General features: G+C 45.2%; 22 protein-coding genes. 18 read left to right on the top strand and 4 right to left on the bottom strand.

Annotated features, from left to right (window positions below; translation table 11 throughout):
• Positions 1-301: 301 nt before the first annotated feature.
• From JI667_RS12765 to JI667_RS22925, 4 genes are all read left to right on the top strand, one after another.
• The gene (locus tag JI667_RS12765; protein WP_206854409.1) at positions 302-691 is read left to right on the top strand and encodes a VOC family protein; all 390 of its coding nucleotides are present in this window, start codon (positions 302-304) and stop codon (positions 689-691) included.
• Between the two features lie 166 nt (positions 692-857).
• Positions 858-1298, top strand: coding sequence for a Dps family protein (locus JI667_RS12760; protein ID WP_206854391.1), 441 nt, complete (start codon positions 858-860; stop codon positions 1296-1298).
• A 102-nt stretch (positions 1299-1400) separates the two neighbouring features.
• On the top strand, positions 1401-1613 hold the full coding sequence (locus JI667_RS12755) for a hypothetical protein (RefSeq protein ID WP_206854388.1): 213 nt from the start codon (positions 1401-1403) through the stop codon (positions 1611-1613).
• Between the two features lie 19 nt (positions 1614-1632).
• Entirely contained in the window at positions 1633-1758 is a 126-nt protein-coding gene (locus tag JI667_RS22925) for a hypothetical protein (RefSeq protein ID WP_280515488.1), read from the top strand.
• Positions 1759-2032: 274 nt separating this feature from the next.
• Here the strand turns inward: JI667_RS22925 and JI667_RS12750 are convergent, their stop codons facing one another.
• A complete protein-coding gene (locus JI667_RS12750) occupies positions 2033-2200 on the bottom strand; it encodes a hypothetical protein (protein ID WP_206854385.1) in 168 nt (55 codons plus the stop codon).
• A 121-nt stretch (positions 2201-2321) separates the two neighbouring features.
• On the opposite strand from JI667_RS12750, the gene JI667_RS12745 reads away from it, so the two are divergent.
• The 6 genes from JI667_RS12745 (at position 2322) to JI667_RS12720 (ending at position 7583) form a co-directional block, all read left to right on the top strand.
• Positions 2322-2567: a LapA family protein gene (locus JI667_RS12745; protein WP_206854371.1), complete on the top strand. Its 246-nt coding sequence runs from the start codon at positions 2322-2324 to the stop codon at positions 2565-2567.
• Positions 2568-2862: 295 nt separating this feature from the next.
• Positions 2863-3720 carry an ABC transporter permease subunit gene (locus JI667_RS12740; RefSeq protein ID WP_206854369.1) on the top strand — a complete coding sequence of 286 codons (858 nt, stop codon included), beginning with the start codon at positions 2863-2865 and terminating at the stop codon, positions 3718-3720.
• Positions 3717-4727, top strand: coding sequence for an ABC transporter permease (locus tag JI667_RS12735; RefSeq protein WP_206854367.1), 1011 nt, complete (start codon positions 3717-3719; stop codon positions 4725-4727). The genes JI667_RS12740 and JI667_RS12735 overlap by 4 nt, the downstream gene beginning before the upstream one ends.
• Before the next feature lie 506 nt (positions 4728-5233).
• Positions 5234-5674, top strand: a complete 441-nt coding sequence (locus JI667_RS24030; RefSeq protein ID WP_414635238.1) for an alpha/beta hydrolase family protein — start codon at positions 5234-5236, stop codon at positions 5672-5674.
• Between the two features lie 47 nt (positions 5675-5721).
• Entirely contained in the window at positions 5722-6570 is an 849-nt protein-coding gene (locus tag JI667_RS12725; RefSeq protein ID WP_206854362.1) for a peptide transporter, read from the top strand.
• The gene (locus tag JI667_RS12720) at positions 6567-7583 is read left to right on the top strand and encodes an ABC transporter permease subunit (RefSeq protein WP_206854359.1); all 1017 of its coding nucleotides are present in this window, start codon (positions 6567-6569) and stop codon (positions 7581-7583) included. Before JI667_RS12725 ends, JI667_RS12720 begins: the two co-directional genes overlap by 4 nt.
• An 8-nt stretch (positions 7584-7591) precedes the next feature.
• Here the strand turns inward: JI667_RS12720 and JI667_RS12715 are convergent, their stop codons facing one another.
• Entirely contained in the window at positions 7592-8032 is a 441-nt protein-coding gene (locus JI667_RS12715; protein ID WP_206854356.1) for an Lrp/AsnC family transcriptional regulator, read from the bottom strand.
• A gap of 121 nt (positions 8033-8153) precedes the next feature.
• Between JI667_RS12715 and JI667_RS12710 the strand changes: the two genes are divergently transcribed.
• The 5 genes from JI667_RS12710 to pepT all read left to right on the top strand — a co-directional run bounded on the left by JI667_RS12710 (position 8154) and on the right by pepT (position 10955).
• Positions 8154-8561, top strand: a complete 408-nt coding sequence (locus tag JI667_RS12710) for a carboxymuconolactone decarboxylase family protein (protein ID WP_206854353.1) — start codon at positions 8154-8156, stop codon at positions 8559-8561.
• A 58-nt stretch (positions 8562-8619) separates the two neighbouring features.
• Positions 8620-8784: a hypothetical protein gene (locus JI667_RS12705; protein ID WP_206854350.1), complete on the top strand. Its 165-nt coding sequence runs from the start codon at positions 8620-8622 to the stop codon at positions 8782-8784.
• A 120-nt stretch (positions 8785-8904) separates the two neighbouring features.
• Positions 8905-9306 carry a YbaN family protein gene (locus JI667_RS12700; protein ID WP_206854348.1) on the top strand — a complete coding sequence of 134 codons (402 nt, stop codon included), beginning with the start codon at positions 8905-8907 and terminating at the stop codon, positions 9304-9306.
• Positions 9307-9331: 25 nt separating this feature from the next.
• Positions 9332-9511, top strand: coding sequence for a hypothetical protein (locus tag JI667_RS12695; RefSeq protein WP_206854347.1), 180 nt, complete (start codon positions 9332-9334; stop codon positions 9509-9511).
• Between the two features lie 208 nt (positions 9512-9719).
• Positions 9720-10955, top strand: coding sequence for a peptidase T (gene pepT / locus JI667_RS12690; RefSeq protein WP_206854344.1), 1236 nt, complete (start codon positions 9720-9722; stop codon positions 10953-10955).
• Between the two features lie 237 nt (positions 10956-11192).
• Here pepT and JI667_RS12685 read toward each other — a convergent pair whose 3' ends face one another.
• Positions 11193-13295 (bottom strand): sensor domain-containing diguanylate cyclase, encoded by a 2103-nt coding sequence (locus JI667_RS12685; protein ID WP_206854342.1) that lies wholly within the window; start codon positions 13293-13295, stop codon positions 11193-11195.
• 347 nt (positions 13296-13642) lie between these two features.
• On the opposite strand from JI667_RS12685, the gene JI667_RS12680 reads away from it, so the two are divergent.
• The 3 genes from JI667_RS12680 to JI667_RS12670 all read left to right on the top strand — a co-directional run bounded on the left by JI667_RS12680 (position 13643) and on the right by JI667_RS12670 (position 15497).
• Entirely contained in the window at positions 13643-14020 is a 378-nt protein-coding gene (locus tag JI667_RS12680) for a DUF3021 family protein (RefSeq protein WP_206854339.1), read from the top strand.
• Positions 14021-14326: 306 nt separating this feature from the next.
• Positions 14327-14866: a sigma-70 family RNA polymerase sigma factor gene (locus tag JI667_RS12675; RefSeq protein ID WP_206854337.1), complete on the top strand. Its 540-nt coding sequence runs from the start codon at positions 14327-14329 to the stop codon at positions 14864-14866.
• Positions 14859-15497, top strand: a complete 639-nt coding sequence (locus JI667_RS12670) for a hypothetical protein (protein ID WP_206854334.1) — start codon at positions 14859-14861, stop codon at positions 15495-15497. Before JI667_RS12675 ends, JI667_RS12670 begins: the two co-directional genes overlap by 8 nt.
• Positions 15498-15539: 42 nt before the next feature.
• On the opposite strand, the gene JI667_RS12665 is transcribed toward JI667_RS12670, so the two are convergent.
• The gene (locus JI667_RS12665; RefSeq protein WP_206854332.1) at positions 15540-15737 is read right to left on the bottom strand and encodes a hypothetical protein; all 198 of its coding nucleotides are present in this window, start codon (positions 15735-15737) and stop codon (positions 15540-15542) included.
• Positions 15738-15744: the final 7 nt, after the last annotated feature.

Raw genomic sequence — 15744 nt, 5'->3', positions numbered from 1 at the left:
CCCCGACAAGCATAAGATGAATGGGCTAAGAAGGCGTTCTTTTGCCTTCTTGGGCCATTTAGCTTATGACCTCGAGGAGGCTCACCGCCAGCCCCGCGGAAAGCGAGCACCACTCGCTGCAATCAACCGCCACTCGCTACATCCAGGAGCAACAATGTTTACGAAAACAGCCTACTAAAATGATTCAAAAGTCCTCTATGGGTATTCGGCAGCAGAGAGCGTTTTTCCTTTTCTCAAGGATTCGCTCAATAGCCTTTTCTTTTGTACAATAAGAGTAACTGTAATGAAAGAAGTGACCATAATGATCAAATACAAAAGCCTCCATCACGTAAGCCTAAATGTGACGGATCTTGAAAAAGCGAAAACGTTCTACGGAAAGACCCTTTGCCTGAAGGAAATCGAGAGGCCGGATTTTGATTTCCCTGGCGCATGGTATGACATACAAGGTCAGCAGCTTCACCTAATCGTGGACCCGTCTTCCCAGACTCTCCGCTCGGATAAGTATTTATCCAGTCGGGAAGGTCATTTTGCCCTAAGGGTGGAGAGCTACGATGATACTCTTCAATGGTTAAAGGACAGCGGGGTGGAGGTTTTAGAGAAGCCCCAATCGAAAAGCGGATTTGCTCAAGTATTCTGTTCCGATCCGGACGGGAACTTGATAGAGCTGAATGTGGACCAAAAAAATGTGTAATGAAAAATGAACCCAGCAGAAACGTCTGCCGGGTTATTTACTGCATAGAGAGTTGAAATCTGAGGGAAATAAGAAAGAGGCAATATCTTGTAATTTTTATTACTTGATAATAATTATAAATAAGGCTATACTCAATGTACCATCAAGAACGAAGGAGAGACTACATATGAATCAAGCACTTGTAACAGCACTTAATAAACAATTGGCCAACTGGAACGTTTTGTATACAAAGCTCCACAATTATCATTGGTACGTAACGGGACCGGATTTTTTTACGCTTCATGAGAAATTCGAGGAGTACTACAATGAAGCAGGTAATTATATCGATGAGATTGCCGAACGAATTCTCACAATTAAAGGGAAACCGATTGCTTCTATGAAAAAATATCTGGAGATGGCAACCATTGAAGAATCTGATGGAACAGAGACTTCCATTGAAATGGTTGACTCCCTGATTAAAGACTTCCAGCAGGTCGTCCATGATTCCAAAAAAATCATCGAAGAAGCGGAATATTCCCAGGATCAGCCGACAGCAGACTTATTTATCGGATTGAAGACGTCTCTTGAGCAGCATATCTGGATGTTGAACGCATTTAATACACGATGAACAACAGGCACTGGCCATAGGGTCAGTGTTCTTTTTTTTGAAACTTTTTACAATTTACATTCGTATATATAAGAAAGAAGTATTCAGAAAGGAATGGTTCGTGTGGATGGTATTTTTCTGATCCTCATATTGGCAGCCGTTGGTTGTGCCATCGTGGGCACAGTGGTTCTTGCCAATAAAGCACTCAATCAATACATGCATAACCGTAAAGGGATCGACCAGCAGTCCGTGACCGTCAAGTGTCCTAAATGCGGAGCGGCCAATCAGCGTCAGATGAACGGGCAGCATTGCAGGAAGTGTTATGAAGCATTTTAGTTTCCAGGAGGAATGTTTGATGAAAATCTTGGTTGCCATCTTCGTACCCCTTTTCACCATTATTTCCTGGTGCGCAATCGGTTTCTGGTCGAAGTACTCAGAGGATTTGGAGAATGAAGCGAAAGGGAGGGGGAATCGCTTATGATGGCGCTTTTAACGGCAGTGGGTGATCTAGTGGCGAGCATGGCAGGGTCTCTCCTGCATTCATTACGAAAGAAGTGAAGGAAACGCCACGGCTTCACGAAGTCCGCCCGGCTCAACGGGGAAGTAATGGGGCTTGCAGAACAGACGGTTTTATCGAATACTGAGTGAGGCATCTGATCACGAATGGAGTATTCCAAATCAACGGGTTCCCAAAGGAATGAGTTTTTACAGCGTGAAGCTAAACGAAAGGGCGCGGGATTACACCCTTTCCACCCCTAGTTCCCCAGCTTATTCAGCTTTTTGTCGATGGAGCGCAGAATTTCGTTTTTTTCAGTCTGGATTTTTAAGAACCTCAAGAGGAACCAAATGATGAATACCACGGGTGCCAAATAAATCAATAGCGTCAACAACGGGATAATGCTAAAAAAGATATCATTGGACATGGAAACACTCCTTTTAATTTTGGATAATTATAACATATGTGGATAGGGTGGGATAGTATGAATACCCACCGATGGTCATTCATTCGTTTCAAGTATAGTGTGGAAGAAAGGAAGGTCCATTTTGTTAGAAACGGCAGTTGGAATTCTAATTGTGTTGTTCATTCTGGGATTATCGTTTCTCATCGCTTATTGGGGACTCTATTCATTGTGGAAGGTATCTAAGAAGAGAAGGCGATACGAGAACGCGGAATTGAAAAAAGAATTGTCAGATTTAAAGCAGCAGGTAAAGGTGCTTGAAAAGGAAAAATATGGACGGTGGAAAATTCAGGTGGTTCATAAAAGAATGGTCAAAGGCTATACGCCCTGACCATTTTCTGTTTGTGTGCTGTTACTGACCGGGAGATAAATGATCGCGGCAGTTCAACTGAAATCCTTCGGGATGACAAGACCTGGATAGGATACCTGGTTGTTCAGGCCATTCTACCACAGTTTTGACAATCTGGAGGAGTTCTTACCCTTTTCCCTTGATTCTGTAGAAACCTACATGATTTTTTCTAATCTCCCATGATATTACTCCAAACCCTGCTACAGTGTGGGTATAATTGACAGAATTTTCAACTCTAGTATACTGGTAATTATTAGAAAGAAAAAAGGGGTACATAATGAAAAAATCCGGTCTGGAAGCCATTCTTATTATCGTAGGGATCATCCTTGTCAGTGCGACATCCGGCCTCTTCAAACATCAGGCGTTTTCACTCGTCACCTATGGGCAGGAGTTCATCACGCTTTGCAGGGAATTGGTCGAACCTCATAAGCTTGTCTACACCAATCCCACCTCGGATGTCGAACGCCCGTTATTTCCCATCATCCTTAAAGCCTTTCTGAGCAGTGCAAGAATCTTTTTCCTGGCACTGGGGATGGCGCTTGGGAGTTCGATCCTTCTGATGATCCTCTATTTCTCAGTAGGGAAAACGATTCGAAAAGGGATTGAGGGAGTCTCGTTTTATCTCGCGTCCCTGCCTGATATTTTTATCATCGGGATTCTGCAGATGCTCGTCATCTGGTTTTTCAAGCAAACCGGCATTCTCGTCATTGACATTGCATCACTGGGGGAAAATCAGGTCATCCTGTTTCCGGCAATCACGCTCGCGATCCTTCCGACGTTCTTTTTTCTCGGGTCGATGGTGTCTTTTTTGCATGAGGAAGAGGGACTCCCGTATGTGGAGCTTGCGAAGGGGAAGGGGCTCGGTAAATTCAGGATCATGTTCATCCATATGATGCGGAATGTCCTGGTCAGTTTGACGTACCACGGCAAACAGATCGTCTGGATGATGCTGTCGAATCTATTGATCCTGGAGTATCTATTCAATGTGTTCGGGGTCACATCGTTCTTGTTTTCCTATAATACACCGGCGATCTTTGCCATCACTTCGATCATGCTGTTTGTCCCGTTATTTCTTCTTTTGAAAGTCATGCAGTTTATGATTTCGAGAAAAATAGGCAGGGAGATGAGTCTATGAAAATGTGGAATCGACATCATTTTACGATCGCCTTCTGTTTACTATTCATTGTCGTGTTGGTCGGATGGAGTCTGATCTTCAATGTGACCGACGGGGAAATCCCGAATACGTTCGTCCAGTATGACGATGAAGGCAGAATCATCGGCGATGCGCCGTTTCCGCCTTCAGCAGATTTTCCGTTCGGAACGGATCGGGAAGGGGACAACCTGTTCTACAAAGTGTTGGAAGGGGCGCAGTATACGATTGGTGCAGCCATCATCATTTCCCTTCTCAGCTTCGTGCTTTCCTTTGTCATCGGGGTTGCGGGAGGATTCACCGGATCGCGGGCGAAAAAGTGGACGCAGTCGGTCTTCACGTCCTTTTACTTCATCCCGCAATCGATCATCGCCTTTAATATCTTATATCCTTTACTGTGGGAACCTCCACAGGGGTTTGAAACGAGTTTCATAGAGCGGGTCGTCTGGCAGTCCCTTACCCTGGCCGTGATCACGGCACCGACGACGGCGATTCTATTATCCAATGAAACCCGCGAGATTCTCGATAAAGAGTTCGTTACGAGCGCACGGGTACTCGGGGGAAGCCGGTTCTTCCTGTTCCGGAAGCATGTCCTGCCTCACTTGAAGCTGCGCCTGTTCATCGTTTTTCCGAAGATCACGATACAAGTCCTCCTCATCATCGCGCATCTGGGATTCTTCGACTTGTTCTTCGGAGGAACCGATGTCTGCTACGGCCCGGCCTGTGATCCGCCAAAACCCTTCGTCCAGGAGTGGGCGAGTATCATGTCCATGAGCTTTGTGGAGTTGACCAATGCCTGGTGGATTTTTATCATCCCCATGACCTTCTTTGCCTTGACGATCCTTGCCTTGACGGGGATTGCAAGAGGCCTTGAAGGGTTGTTGGAGGCGGATGAGGTGAAGGCGGGGGCCGGAAGAATCGAGTCTTCTTCTGAGAAGGGCGAAAGGTTGTTGGGTGAGAGTGATTTTGTATTTATCGATAAGGGCCTGTGATCCACAATAAGGGGGATATCATGAAATTTTCAAAGGCTATCATTCTATTTATCTTATGTCTCTTCATGACCGCTTGTACCGGTGAGAAAGAGAAAACGGACGCGGATCAAGTCATCTCATTCGATCCGGTGCAGGTGGAGGGGCTGGATCCCTCTTTGGAATCGTATAAAATGACATACATGAGCGAAGGGGAAAAAGCCGTGGCCTACGTGTCGCTACCGAAGAAAGCAGGAGCGTATAATCTAAATCTAGTGTTGCACGGAGGTTTTCCGGCACCTAAAGATATGTCTCATGTACCAGATATGTTGGGGCTGACCTTTGATGAAAGCATGCTTCTCTATTCCTCTTCTCCCGGCTTGATCGGACTTGTCCCTTTATACAGAGGATACGGGGAGAGCGCTGGGACCGTTCCCGGATTATATGGAGCCACTCTGGACACGAGCCATGCCATTGATGCATTAACGGCGTATCTTGAGGGGAATGAAAAGAGAAAGAGCACAGGAAAAGTGTTTGTATCCGGAACATCCCTTGGCGGCGGAGTCGGACTGAAACTCGCGACCATCCGGGATGATATGGCGGACGTTGTAGCGGTAAGCCCGTACGTCGGCCTTGATTTTGTTTATCCGTGGCTGAAGGATAATCCCGCTAAAGACATCGGTTTTCTGGAGATGTTTCAAGAAGCATATGGCGATTATGATCCAAACTCAGAGCAAACGAAAGAAGAATCCATCGATGTTGGGAAAATCGATGTCCCGGTTCTGATTGTTCAAGGGGACGCGGATCGTCATATTGATTGGAATCCTGTTAAGAGCTTTTATGATGGATTAAAAAAAGAAAATGAAAATACGACATTCGAACTCATTCCGGATGGAGACCATGGTCTTATGAACAAACAGCAGGAGCTGAATGGGGTCACTTCGGCATGGTTTAATGAGCAGTTTCAATAATAGGGGTCTGTGGTGAGCTGACTCCCTTTTTAAAAGGAGTGATCACAGTGAGAAACATGATACGCATTTTATCCATTATCCTGACCATCATTACCCTCGGAGCATTCATCAGCCTCTTCCAAAACGGAATCCATTTAAGCCTCGCATCCTTTTGGAAGAACTTCATCCATCTGATCGATGCCCTCATTCATCCTGCATCAATGACCTTCCAGGCCGAGTCGCTCATGGCTAATGCAAAGTATGATGTATTTCCCGGTTTCTTAGAGTTTTATTTTTACACACTCTCCATTCTGTTCCTCGGTTTTCTTTTATCATTGGGCCTCGCCTTCCTATTGATTCTGATTACGTTTCAGCTTTCATTGAAAAAAAGGATGGTGTTAATCCGGAGTTCGGCGATTCTGGAGTCGATCCCGGATGTATTTGTCATCGTGCTCGCCCAAATGTTCTTTGTGTTTTTATTTAAAAAAACCGGGATATTGGTTTTCGAAGTGGTGGGTGGTGCAGAACGGCCGTATGCCCTTCCGCTTCTAACGTACAGTATTTTGCCGACCATCTTCCTCTACAGGACGCTGATGCTCATATTCGAAGAAGAATTGATGAAGCCCTACGTGGAGCTTGCGACAGGGAAGGGGCTGTCTGTATTGCGGGTGCTGATGATTCATGTGTTCCGCAACAGCGTGGTCAGTTTGATCAATCACTCGAAGATGATCATTTCGTTTATGCTCTCTAACTTGATCATGCTGGAGATTCTTTTTAATACATATGGCCTTACCTGGTTCGTCATCAACCATCCGACATACCAAATTGCCACCATGAGTGTAATCCTGATGTTCATCCCTCTGTTTTTGCTCGAGGAACTGGTTAAAAAAATGAAAACGAAGGTGGTGGGAGGATGATCGCTTTGTGGAAAAATAAGCTCTTTATGACCGGCTTTTTATTCATCTTCCTGACGCTGATGGGGAGTTTGGTTTACGGGTGGTTCTTCGATAATGAAATCCCAATTGCCAATCTCCGTTTTACGGAAGATGGGGTAAAGGGACCGCCGTATTCCCCATGGGAGTATCCCCCATTCGGGACGAATAATCTCGCTGAAAGCATGTTTCATATCCTTCTGATCGGAGCGAAGTTTACGCTGGGGGTCGCCTTTCTCGTCGCTGCTTTGCGCTTTGTAATCTCATCTGTTTGGGGAACGCTGTCCGAGCTATATCTTCCCAAGCTGAATGAACGGGTGCGTCCGTTTCTTGAGGCATTTTACTACTACCCTGTGACACTCATTGCTTACTTGATGCTGTACTGGGTCTTATTTGCAGATGGAATGTTTAACGGAACGGATTCAGAATTCACTTATGGCTTTGGTACAAGGGTATTCATCGAGATCCTCGTCCTGACGCTCGCTGCCGTTCCTATCACGTCCCTCACCATATCAAAAGAAGTTAATCTGATTTTAAAGAAAGAGTTCATGGACAGTGTCCAAATCCTTGGCGGGAACCGCAGACACATTCTTATAAAGCATATCCTGCCGTTTTTAAAGCCCCAGCTTGTCGTCATCTTCCTCAGGGAGATGATCCAGGTCCTGATCCTCCTCGCTCATCTAGGGATCCTGGGCATCTTTTTCGGCGGGGGGACGATGAAGGAAGACCTTTTTCAGAATATGGTCTTCGTCTCCCTTTCCAATGAATGGTCCGGAATCATCGGCAATAATTTTCAGTTTCTGTTTACGACGTACTGGTGGATTGCGATCTGCCCGATTTTTTTACTGACGTTGACGGTGTTGGCTTTTAAGATGATGCTTGAAGGGTATCAGAACGGGCAAAACGTGCTTCGGGATGAGGTATGGAAAGAAGCAGGTGGAAAAGATGAACCATTGGGTGATGAAGAGCGGTTTGAGCGGGTGAAGAGAACGGTATAGAATTCTCTTTACTCGCCCTGTAACGTCACCTCCGTCTCCACCTCGGAAAAAATAAAATGCGTCACCGTATGGGCAAGGGGATTGGCCTCTTCAATAAAAGACTCAGCTTCGGCAAATGTTTCGAAATGCAGCTTCAGCATATAACAGGCGTTGCCGGCAATCCGATAGCAGAAATCAATGTTCGGAAGGGTTTCGATATATTTCTTGAAGCCTTTGTAGTCTCCATTTTTCACTGTGGCTTCCACGATGCATTGAATCGGGGAGCCCACTTTCTCATAATCCACATCAAGGGTGTATTTCCTGATGACCCCGAATGACTCCATCTGCCTCACTCTCTCCGTCACGGACGGGGAGGACAGGTGGACCCTCCTCCCCAGCTCGCTCATGGATAAGCGGCTGTTCTTCTTTAATTCATCTAAAATCTTCTTATCGATATGATCAATTTTCATTTTTAAAGTATTCCTTCCTTTTTCCTTAATTTTATAAAATATATGTTGGTAATGTTTTTGTGAATGAATGTGATTGCGTTCTATTTCCTTATAAACTAACTATATCAAGGAAGTTGATACTATGACAAGAATCAAGGAATCAAATAGAGGCGGAACACCGTTTCAAAGGCTTCTCGGTCACAACACCGAAATTATGAACGGATGGAGCAGCCTTGGAGAGGTGTTGGAAGAGGATGGTTTCCTTTCATCCCGTTTAAAAGAGCAGGTAAGAAGGACCCTCGCCCAGGAGAACGGCTGCGCGTATTGCAAGGCGAAAGGAAAGCCGGAATCCGGTACATATGATGAGAAAACAGCGATTTCGGTAGGGTTCACAGAAGTATTTTTAAAACAGAGGGGGAATATCGCCCAGTCCAGTTTCGATGTACTGAAGGAGTATTTAACTGATGAGGAAGTAAGCGAATTGTGTGCCTTCATCGCCTTTACCACGGCTTCCCAATATTTCGGTGCCTTGATGAAGTTAGAGGCATGATAATAGTCATGCAACTACCCTTTCACACATACTCATAAAAAAGGAAAGGGGTGCTCCCATGATACTCTCCATCTTTTTCTACCTGATGAGAAAATACAGGCAAAAGCCGGTTCAAGTCCTGACGCTGGAAAGCTTTCTTCAAGCCCCTGCCCTGAAAGCGGAAGGTGTGAAGAAAACGCCTGATCAAGAATTGAATGACTACTTTGATGATCGGCATGGATGATGATGAAGGTAGAAGAGGAGGGGATTTACAGTAATCTCCTAAACAAGCAACTCCACCTTTCTGGTATATTTATAGTACAATAAAGGGAAGAAATTCAGTGAGGATAGGGGAGATGGGTCAATGAAAAAGATGAAGAGCATCCTGTTCATGCTGCTCGGCTTTATCGCGTTAGTGTTCGGAATTGCCGGCACCGTGCTGCCCGTTCTGCCCGGAGGACCATTTTACCTATTGTCGGCTTATTGCTTTGCGAAGAGCTCAAAGCGCATGGAGGCCTGGTTCCAAAACACCACCATTTATAAAAAGTACGTGGTCACGTTCCTCGAAAAGAAGGGAATGACCCTTAAGGAAAAAATCAGAATTAACGTGACTGCGGATTTTTTTATCCTGCTTTCGGTCCTGTACGTAGACATTCTTATTGTCCGCATCGTCCTGATCGGACTCGCTTTGTATAAACATTATTATTTTGTGAAAAAAATCCCGACGATCCGTCCCCAGTCGTATCCGGTGGAGGAAAGCCAGTGATCGTTCGGGATTACTGGTTTTAGTCATGAAAAAATATCAATTAAAACGTGATTTCAGAGGCGTGAAAAAAGGGACGCGATTCTATATGGTCGTGGAATCTGAGTATATCGGCATTAAGGAGTATGTGGTGAGAACGCAGGATTTCTCCATACGGATGATCATTTCGGAGAGGGAAATGGATCATTATTTTTTTCGTGTGAATTAAAGGCGCGTCGTTTAGACGGGTCTTTTCTTATAAAGATTTCTCGGCATTCCCGCATGATTAATCTGATCCCTGCACGATTTGTTCATATCCCGAGCGATTGTCCCCGAAACCCGCACGATTCTTCCCACTTCAGCCTCCTTCTGGCGAGCAAAAAAAGCCAATGGACCCGTCTGAAATTTGATACTATAAGATAAAGGGGGAATGCAAGATGAAACAAGAACTGATTGATCGTTTAACCAGATACGTGAAAGTATATACCGAGTCCAGGGAAGGAGTGGATGAAACGCCTTCAACACCTGGCCAGCTCATCTTAGCCAATATGCTCGTGGAAGAATTGAAGGAAATCGGAATGACCGATGTTTCGATAGATAAGTACGGTTATGTCATGGCGACATTACCATCTAATACCGAAAAAAATGTCCCTGCCATCGGCTTTCTTGCCCACGTGGATACGTCAGAAGATTTTACTGGGGAAAATGTGAAGCCGCAATTGCTGGATGAATACGATGGGCAAGATATCGTCTTACATAAGGAGCATGGGATTGTGATGTCTGTGAAGGATTTTCCCCAGTTATCGGGGTATAAAGGGCATACCCTCATAACAACCGATGGGACGACCCTCCTTGGTGCGGACAATAAAGCAGGGATTGCCGAGATCATGACGGCAATGGCATATTTGATCAATCATCCTGAAGTGAAGCACGGTGATATCCGCGTGGGCTTCACACCCGATGAAGAAACAGGGAAGGGTGCCCATAAATTTGATGTAGAGCGGTTCAATGCCGAGTTCGCTTACACCGTGGATGGCGGCCCGTTGGGTGAATTGGAATATGAAAGCTTTAATGCGGCAGGAGCCACGATTACAATCTTCGGCCGAAATGTCCACCCAGGTACAGCGAAGGACAAAATGGTCAATGCGGCAAAAATCGCCATGGAGTTGAATCGCAGACTTCCTGCAGAAGAAGCGCCTGAGTTTACCGATGGGTATGATGGATTTTATCATCTTTCCTCGATCCAGGGAGACGTAGAACAAACCAACATGCATTATTTGATCCGGGATTTCGATGGGGAAAACTTCAATCGACGGAAGAAAATGCTGGAAGGAATCGTCAGAGACCTGCAGGGAATTCACGGTCAGCAAAACGTTCAGCTAGAAATCAACGACCAATATTATAATATGCGGGAAAAAATCGAGTTCGTCTTTGAAATCGTTGAACTCGCCAAGCAGGCCATGGAAAATCTGGACATCACGCCGGATATTAAACCGATACGGGGCGGGACGGATGGATCCACCCTTTCCTTTATGGGTCTGCCGACGCCGAATCTCTTTACCGGAGGGGAAAACTACCATAGCAGATATGAGTTTGCATCAGTCGATAACATGGAGAAGGCAACCCGGGTCATCATTGAGATTGTCCGGTTGTGTGAGGAAAAAGCGCAATAAAGAAAGAAGACTCGTCGAGGATGATCGACGAGTCTTTTTATGATGTGAAATCAGGATTTTCGACAATCCGGCATGATAATCTTCAGTCCGGTATGATTATCCTGAACCGCGCACGATTCTTACAAATCCCGCATGATTCCTTCATAACCAGCACGATTCTCATCTGGAAGCTTTCATTCAGCTCCCCATTCAGTCGAAGTATTATGAAAAAGGAGCCAAGGGGCCTGTCCCCCCGGCTCAAACGGCCACCTGATCCCGCCCGTTCCGCTTCGCAAGATATAATTTCTCATCGGCCCGTTGGATCATCTCATCCATTGTGAGGCAGCTATTGGGCTGACTGATGCAGAATCCGATGCTGACGGTCAAATAGATGGAGGTGTAGTCGTCCACAGGCATGCCTTCCTGCCTGAATACCTCCAATAAGGACTGCGCACCCTCCAACGCCTCATGTTCCTCAACATTTCTTAAGAATACGATAAATTCCTCCCCGCCAAATCGGCCGATGATCCCTTTTTCATGGAAGACTTTCTTGATGAGGCCGGTTGCAAAGACGATGGCTTCATCGCCGATTAAGTGACCGTACCGATCATTGATGTTTTTGAAATGGTCGATATCAATCAGCAATAGGGATGCCTGTTCCGCTCCATTATGGATGTCGCTTACCTTTTCCAGAAAGTACTTTCGGTTTAACAGATCCGTTAAGTCATCCACCATGGCCGATTTTCTTAGCTCATTAAGATATTCTTTTTGGGTGACAAGGGCGGAGAACTGCTCGATGAATGCTGGAAGGAAGCTTTCCATGATGGAAAGATCCACTTCTTCCTGAGAGCTCCAGACGATGAAGCAACCAGTGTGGGACCGGGATGTGATCGGGACGGTAAAAGTGGAACCGTCCATAATGCCGGAACGACCATTCTGAAATGATGCATACTGATCGATATAAAAATCCTCGAGGTCTGCCTCTACATTCACCTTTGATACAACATTCCATCCGGTACGATCTCTCGTCAGATAAAAACCTTTCTCAAAATGGGTAATATCCATCAAGCAACGGAGTCCCTCTTGAGAGAGGGGGGTGAAATCGTCTATTTCAGTCATCCGTTGCACGGCATTCTGCAAAAGAGTATGGACGTAGTATTTCTTTGTTTCATACGCTTTTTCTTTCCGTGTCCGCTTGATCCTGTCGGCGAGACCGAGGGAAAGGACCAATACTTCAAACGCAATCCCGACCTTAGGGGCATAGAGAGTCAGGTCCGTTAACGGAAGAAGTTGAAATGCCGCCAGGATGTTCAAGAGTACGCCAATGAAAAGAAGGGACCAGGCAGTGAGATAGAATCGAGCTTCCCTTGTCTTCAGCCTGACCGTCACGGCGATGATGATCAGAAAGAGAACGAACCCTGCGGCCATCACCGTGCCGATCATCGTCATGACCCCGATACTCACGAAGAATGGGAGGATCAGACTTAGGCCGCAAACCCATTGGAAAACCGTGACGAGTTTATAAAGGACGGATGAATGTTCCTTCAGCTGCAGGAAGTGCTTCGCGAACAAAAGGGCGAATAAAGAAGTCCAGATGATGAAAAAGGAATTGGACCTGAGTGCCCACCACGGAAAGTCACCCCACAGAAACTGAAAGGCAAATCCATCCCAGACCGCCTGCATGACGGTAAATCCGGACACAAACAGAATGTAATATAAATAGCTTTTTTCCTTAAGAGATAGGTAGAGAAAGGCATTATAAAGAATCATAGCCAACATGATCCCGTAGAAGATTCCAAGGATTGATTGGTTCATATAATTAGCTTCCGAGAATGCGATAGGGTTCCAGAGGGATACGGGAGCCTGAAAGAAACTATCCGTCTCGATTTTTAAAAAATAGGTCGTGGAAACGTCAGGCAGAAGATTCAATGGAAAGACAAGATTGCGATGTTTATAGTTTCTCTTATCAAAAGGATAGCGGTAACCGATAGTTTCTTCCTTCTGAAGCCGATCGTTCTTTAATGTATAGAGTGTTACTGAGCTTAGATGAGGCTTTTGAATTTCAAGGAGAAAATCCTGCTGTCTTTTGATCTTATTGTCAAGGGATACCTTTAACCAATAAACGGTATCCGATATATCCCCGGAAGGATTCGCTTCTTGTAATGGGACGAATTGATTTCTCTTATCGAGAATCTGTGCCTCATTCAGGCGATCGTGATCTAAATAGACTTCCATATGGTTGGAAAGATCCATTTCCTGCAGAGTGTCAGGAATGACAAGATTATCTGCATAGGCGGAAATGACTGGTCCGAATAGCACATATAAAAGAAGGGTCAAAAAGAGAACGGCGGATTTTTTCATAAATAGAGACTCCTAAAATTAGTTAATACTGTATGATTATAGCACAGACTTTTAATAGGAAAATTGAAAAAACGCAGAAAAATATATTGAAATATGAAACCTCTGATACCCTCTATCTCGTACTAAGGGTAGCAAGAATTCATTCTTCCGGGAGAAAACGTGATGGACGAATTTGAATGATGTGATCATGCATGTTCATCTCCTGTGTGAAAGTTGTGACCGCCTTCAGACATACGGATAGGTTGTGGAACTTTATGAGCCTTAAGGACCGGTGCTAATGAAAATAGCTTATCCAAAAGCTTCTAAAGAAAGGGACATATTGCATACAAAGTAAAAGGGGGAAACAAATGAAGCTATTATTCTCAGGTATGAAACGAGGAGGGATCCCACTCATCCCCTTCCTACTCATCTCATTATGGTTCAGATTCCAAGAGCTAACGGCTCTTTCTCACAATGTATTCTTTTATGGTGTCATCGTCTTTTTCTTGGGGACAGCGAGCATCGTGTATGAAGTCAGGCAATGGAGCTTCAAGAAGCAAATCTTGATCCATTATTGGATTATGCTTGTGACGGTTTACCCGACTTTGCTTCTAAGTGGATTTTACCCTCGGGATTCCTTTAGAGATCTGGTGAACGTCTTTTTCGTATTCAATATGGCAGGGGTTATCCTTTTTTTCACTACATACCTGGTCTTCAGATGGAGGAACAGAAATCACCATGCTTAAAATTAGGAAGAATCTGAGTTCTTCGATGCGCCTTCCTTATTGCCTGTTAAAGCTGCCTTTACCTAATAGAATAATAACGGCTAGCAGAAAGGACCATAGGAATGCTAGTAAGCATCTGTTCAGGGAAAAAAGAAAGGATTGTCTGATCTGTCATGTTTTGTCATAATGAAAGCGAGCACTGCCTGATGAAAGCCTGTCCGAGGAGACTCGACAGGCTTTGTTTATGGATAAAATTGTAAAATAAAACGTTTACTATTTGAGATACGTCTCCTTTAGGTTACATACAAAGCAGGTGAATGGTTGAAAATGGAACAGCGTACGAAATCCGAGAAGGACCGGCTTCTTGAGGAAGCGATGAAGGATTATGGAAATGACGTGTATTATATTGTCTTTTCCTATGTAAAGGAGCACAGCATGGCTGAAGATCTCACTCAGGAGATTTTCATCAAGTTTTATCAAAAGATGGACACGTTCAGGGAGGATTCTTCCCTCCGGACATGGATCATTTCCGTCGCGGTCAACCATTGTAAGGATTATTTAAGGAGATGGGATACGAGAATGATCAGTATCTCCAATAAAATCAATGATATGGTGAAAGGAAAGATGGGGGCACCGGAACAGAGCGTGATCAAGAATGAGGAGAATTCAGAGCTGGTCGGAAAAGTCCTCTCCCTTCCCGTTAAATATCGGGAAGTCATTTTCCTGTATTATTTTGAAGAAATGAAACTTGCCGAAATCGGTGCAAGTCTGGATATCAACACGAATACAGTGAAGACCCGGCTGACAAGAGGCAAGGCACTGCTCGGTTCAACGATCAAACGTAGCGAGGTGTTTAAGAATGGATGAACTGAGATCTTTACGCAGATTGATGAAAGAAGAAACGTTCAAAGGCCGGGGTTTTACCCATAAGATGAGAGAGAATATCCTGAACGAAGTCCATTCTGAACAGGCCAAGTCGTTTTCTATTCCGAAAAAGCCGGTAGTTGCACCCGTCCTGTCTGTGCTGTTCTTCGCCGCCTGTCTCTCGATTTTTGTTTATTTAGGAGGAACTCAGCTGGGCATCTTCGGGAACAATGCGAGCGCTCCTTTGTATGAAGCAAGTGATCGTCCGGAATTCCTGGGGAAAGAGTTCAAGTTCATTACCAAAGTTCCATTCAAAGTGGAAAATGTCAGCACGGAAGAGAAGGAAGGACCCTACGGTAATACGCAAATTGTCACCTTGATGGGACCGCAGAAACAGACGATCACCATGTCTTTTCAGCTCCTTGAGCCCGGGAGCGATCTGACTTTATCGGAGGAACCGGTGACAGTCGGTTCTTCTGAAGGAAGCTATTCCGAATCAGAGGGTCCGTTAAAGTCAAACAGGCTGACATGGATAGAGGGCGAGGCCGTGTACGAACTGAAATATATGCCCGCCAGGTCCGACATCACCCTTACTAAAGACGATATGATCCGGATGGCGGAGTCCTTCCGTTAAGGAAAAAGGATGATGCTTTCCTGCGCCATCATCCTTCTCCTGTTAGTTACCGTAGACCACTTTCACGGTTTTTCCACTGTTGTCATACGTAACCCTTTTCCACTGGCTTCCACCATTCGCGCTTACATATAAGACGATGGTATAACTGCCCGAAGTACTCCGGGAGGCTTCTTTCCAGGTGACACCCCCCTGGCCGCCTCCATCCTTGATGACTTTCGTTCCGTCACTTATCTCAGCCATTGTTTAC

The organism is Bacillus sp. NTK074B (genome assembly GCF_017303375.1).
Classification (GTDB): domain Bacteria; phylum Bacillota; class Bacilli; order Bacillales; family Bacillaceae_B; genus Rossellomorea.
This window is presented reverse-complemented; position numbering and strand designations above follow the sequence as displayed.

What these genes read in the sequence shown, in the direction of transcription:
- JI667_RS12700 (WP_206854348.1), top strand. Translation starts at nt 8,905, where the DNA reads ATGAAAAAGATGAAGAGCATCCTGTTCATGCTGCTCGGCTTTATCGCG.
- JI667_RS12675 (WP_206854337.1), top strand. Translation starts at nt 14,327, where the DNA reads ATGGAACAGCGTACGAAATCCGAGAAGGACCGGCTTCTTGAGGAAGCG.
- JI667_RS22925 (WP_280515488.1), top strand. Translation starts at nt 1,633, where the DNA reads ATGAAAATCTTGGTTGCCATCTTCGTACCCCTTTTCACCATTATTTCC.
- JI667_RS12735 (WP_206854367.1), top strand. Translation starts at nt 3,717, where the DNA reads ATGAAAATGTGGAATCGACATCATTTTACGATCGCCTTCTGTTTACTA.
- JI667_RS12680 (WP_206854339.1), top strand. Translation starts at nt 13,643, where the DNA reads ATGAAGCTATTATTCTCAGGTATGAAACGAGGAGGGATCCCACTCATC.
- JI667_RS12705 (WP_206854350.1), top strand. Translation starts at nt 8,620, where the DNA reads ATGATACTCTCCATCTTTTTCTACCTGATGAGAAAATACAGGCAAAAG.
- JI667_RS12670 (WP_206854334.1), top strand. Translation starts at nt 14,859, where the DNA reads ATGGATGAACTGAGATCTTTACGCAGATTGATGAAAGAAGAAACGTTC.
- JI667_RS12710 (WP_206854353.1), top strand. Translation starts at nt 8,154, where the DNA reads ATGACAAGAATCAAGGAATCAAATAGAGGCGGAACACCGTTTCAAAGG.
- JI667_RS12740 (WP_206854369.1), top strand. Translation starts at nt 2,863, where the DNA reads ATGAAAAAATCCGGTCTGGAAGCCATTCTTATTATCGTAGGGATCATC.
- JI667_RS12665 (WP_206854332.1), bottom strand. Translation starts at nt 15,737, where the DNA reads ATGGCTGAGATAAGTGACGGAACGAAAGTCATCAAGGATGGAGGCGGC.
- pepT (WP_206854344.1), top strand. Translation starts at nt 9,720, where the DNA reads ATGAAACAAGAACTGATTGATCGTTTAACCAGATACGTGAAAGTATAT.
- JI667_RS12720 (WP_206854359.1), top strand. Translation starts at nt 6,567, where the DNA reads ATGATCGCTTTGTGGAAAAATAAGCTCTTTATGACCGGCTTTTTATTC.
- JI667_RS12685 (WP_206854342.1), bottom strand. Translation starts at nt 13,295, where the DNA reads ATGAAAAAATCCGCCGTTCTCTTTTTGACCCTTCTTTTATATGTGCTA.
- JI667_RS12765 (WP_206854409.1), top strand. Translation starts at nt 302, where the DNA reads ATGATCAAATACAAAAGCCTCCATCACGTAAGCCTAAATGTGACGGAT.
- JI667_RS12715 (WP_206854356.1), bottom strand. Translation starts at nt 8,032, where the DNA reads ATGAAAATTGATCATATCGATAAGAAGATTTTAGATGAATTAAAGAAG.
- JI667_RS12695 (WP_206854347.1), top strand. Translation starts at nt 9,332, where the DNA reads ATGAAAAAATATCAATTAAAACGTGATTTCAGAGGCGTGAAAAAAGGG.
- JI667_RS12750 (WP_206854385.1), bottom strand. Translation starts at nt 2,200, where the DNA reads ATGTCCAATGATATCTTTTTTAGCATTATCCCGTTGTTGACGCTATTG.
- JI667_RS12760 (WP_206854391.1), top strand. Translation starts at nt 858, where the DNA reads ATGAATCAAGCACTTGTAACAGCACTTAATAAACAATTGGCCAACTGG.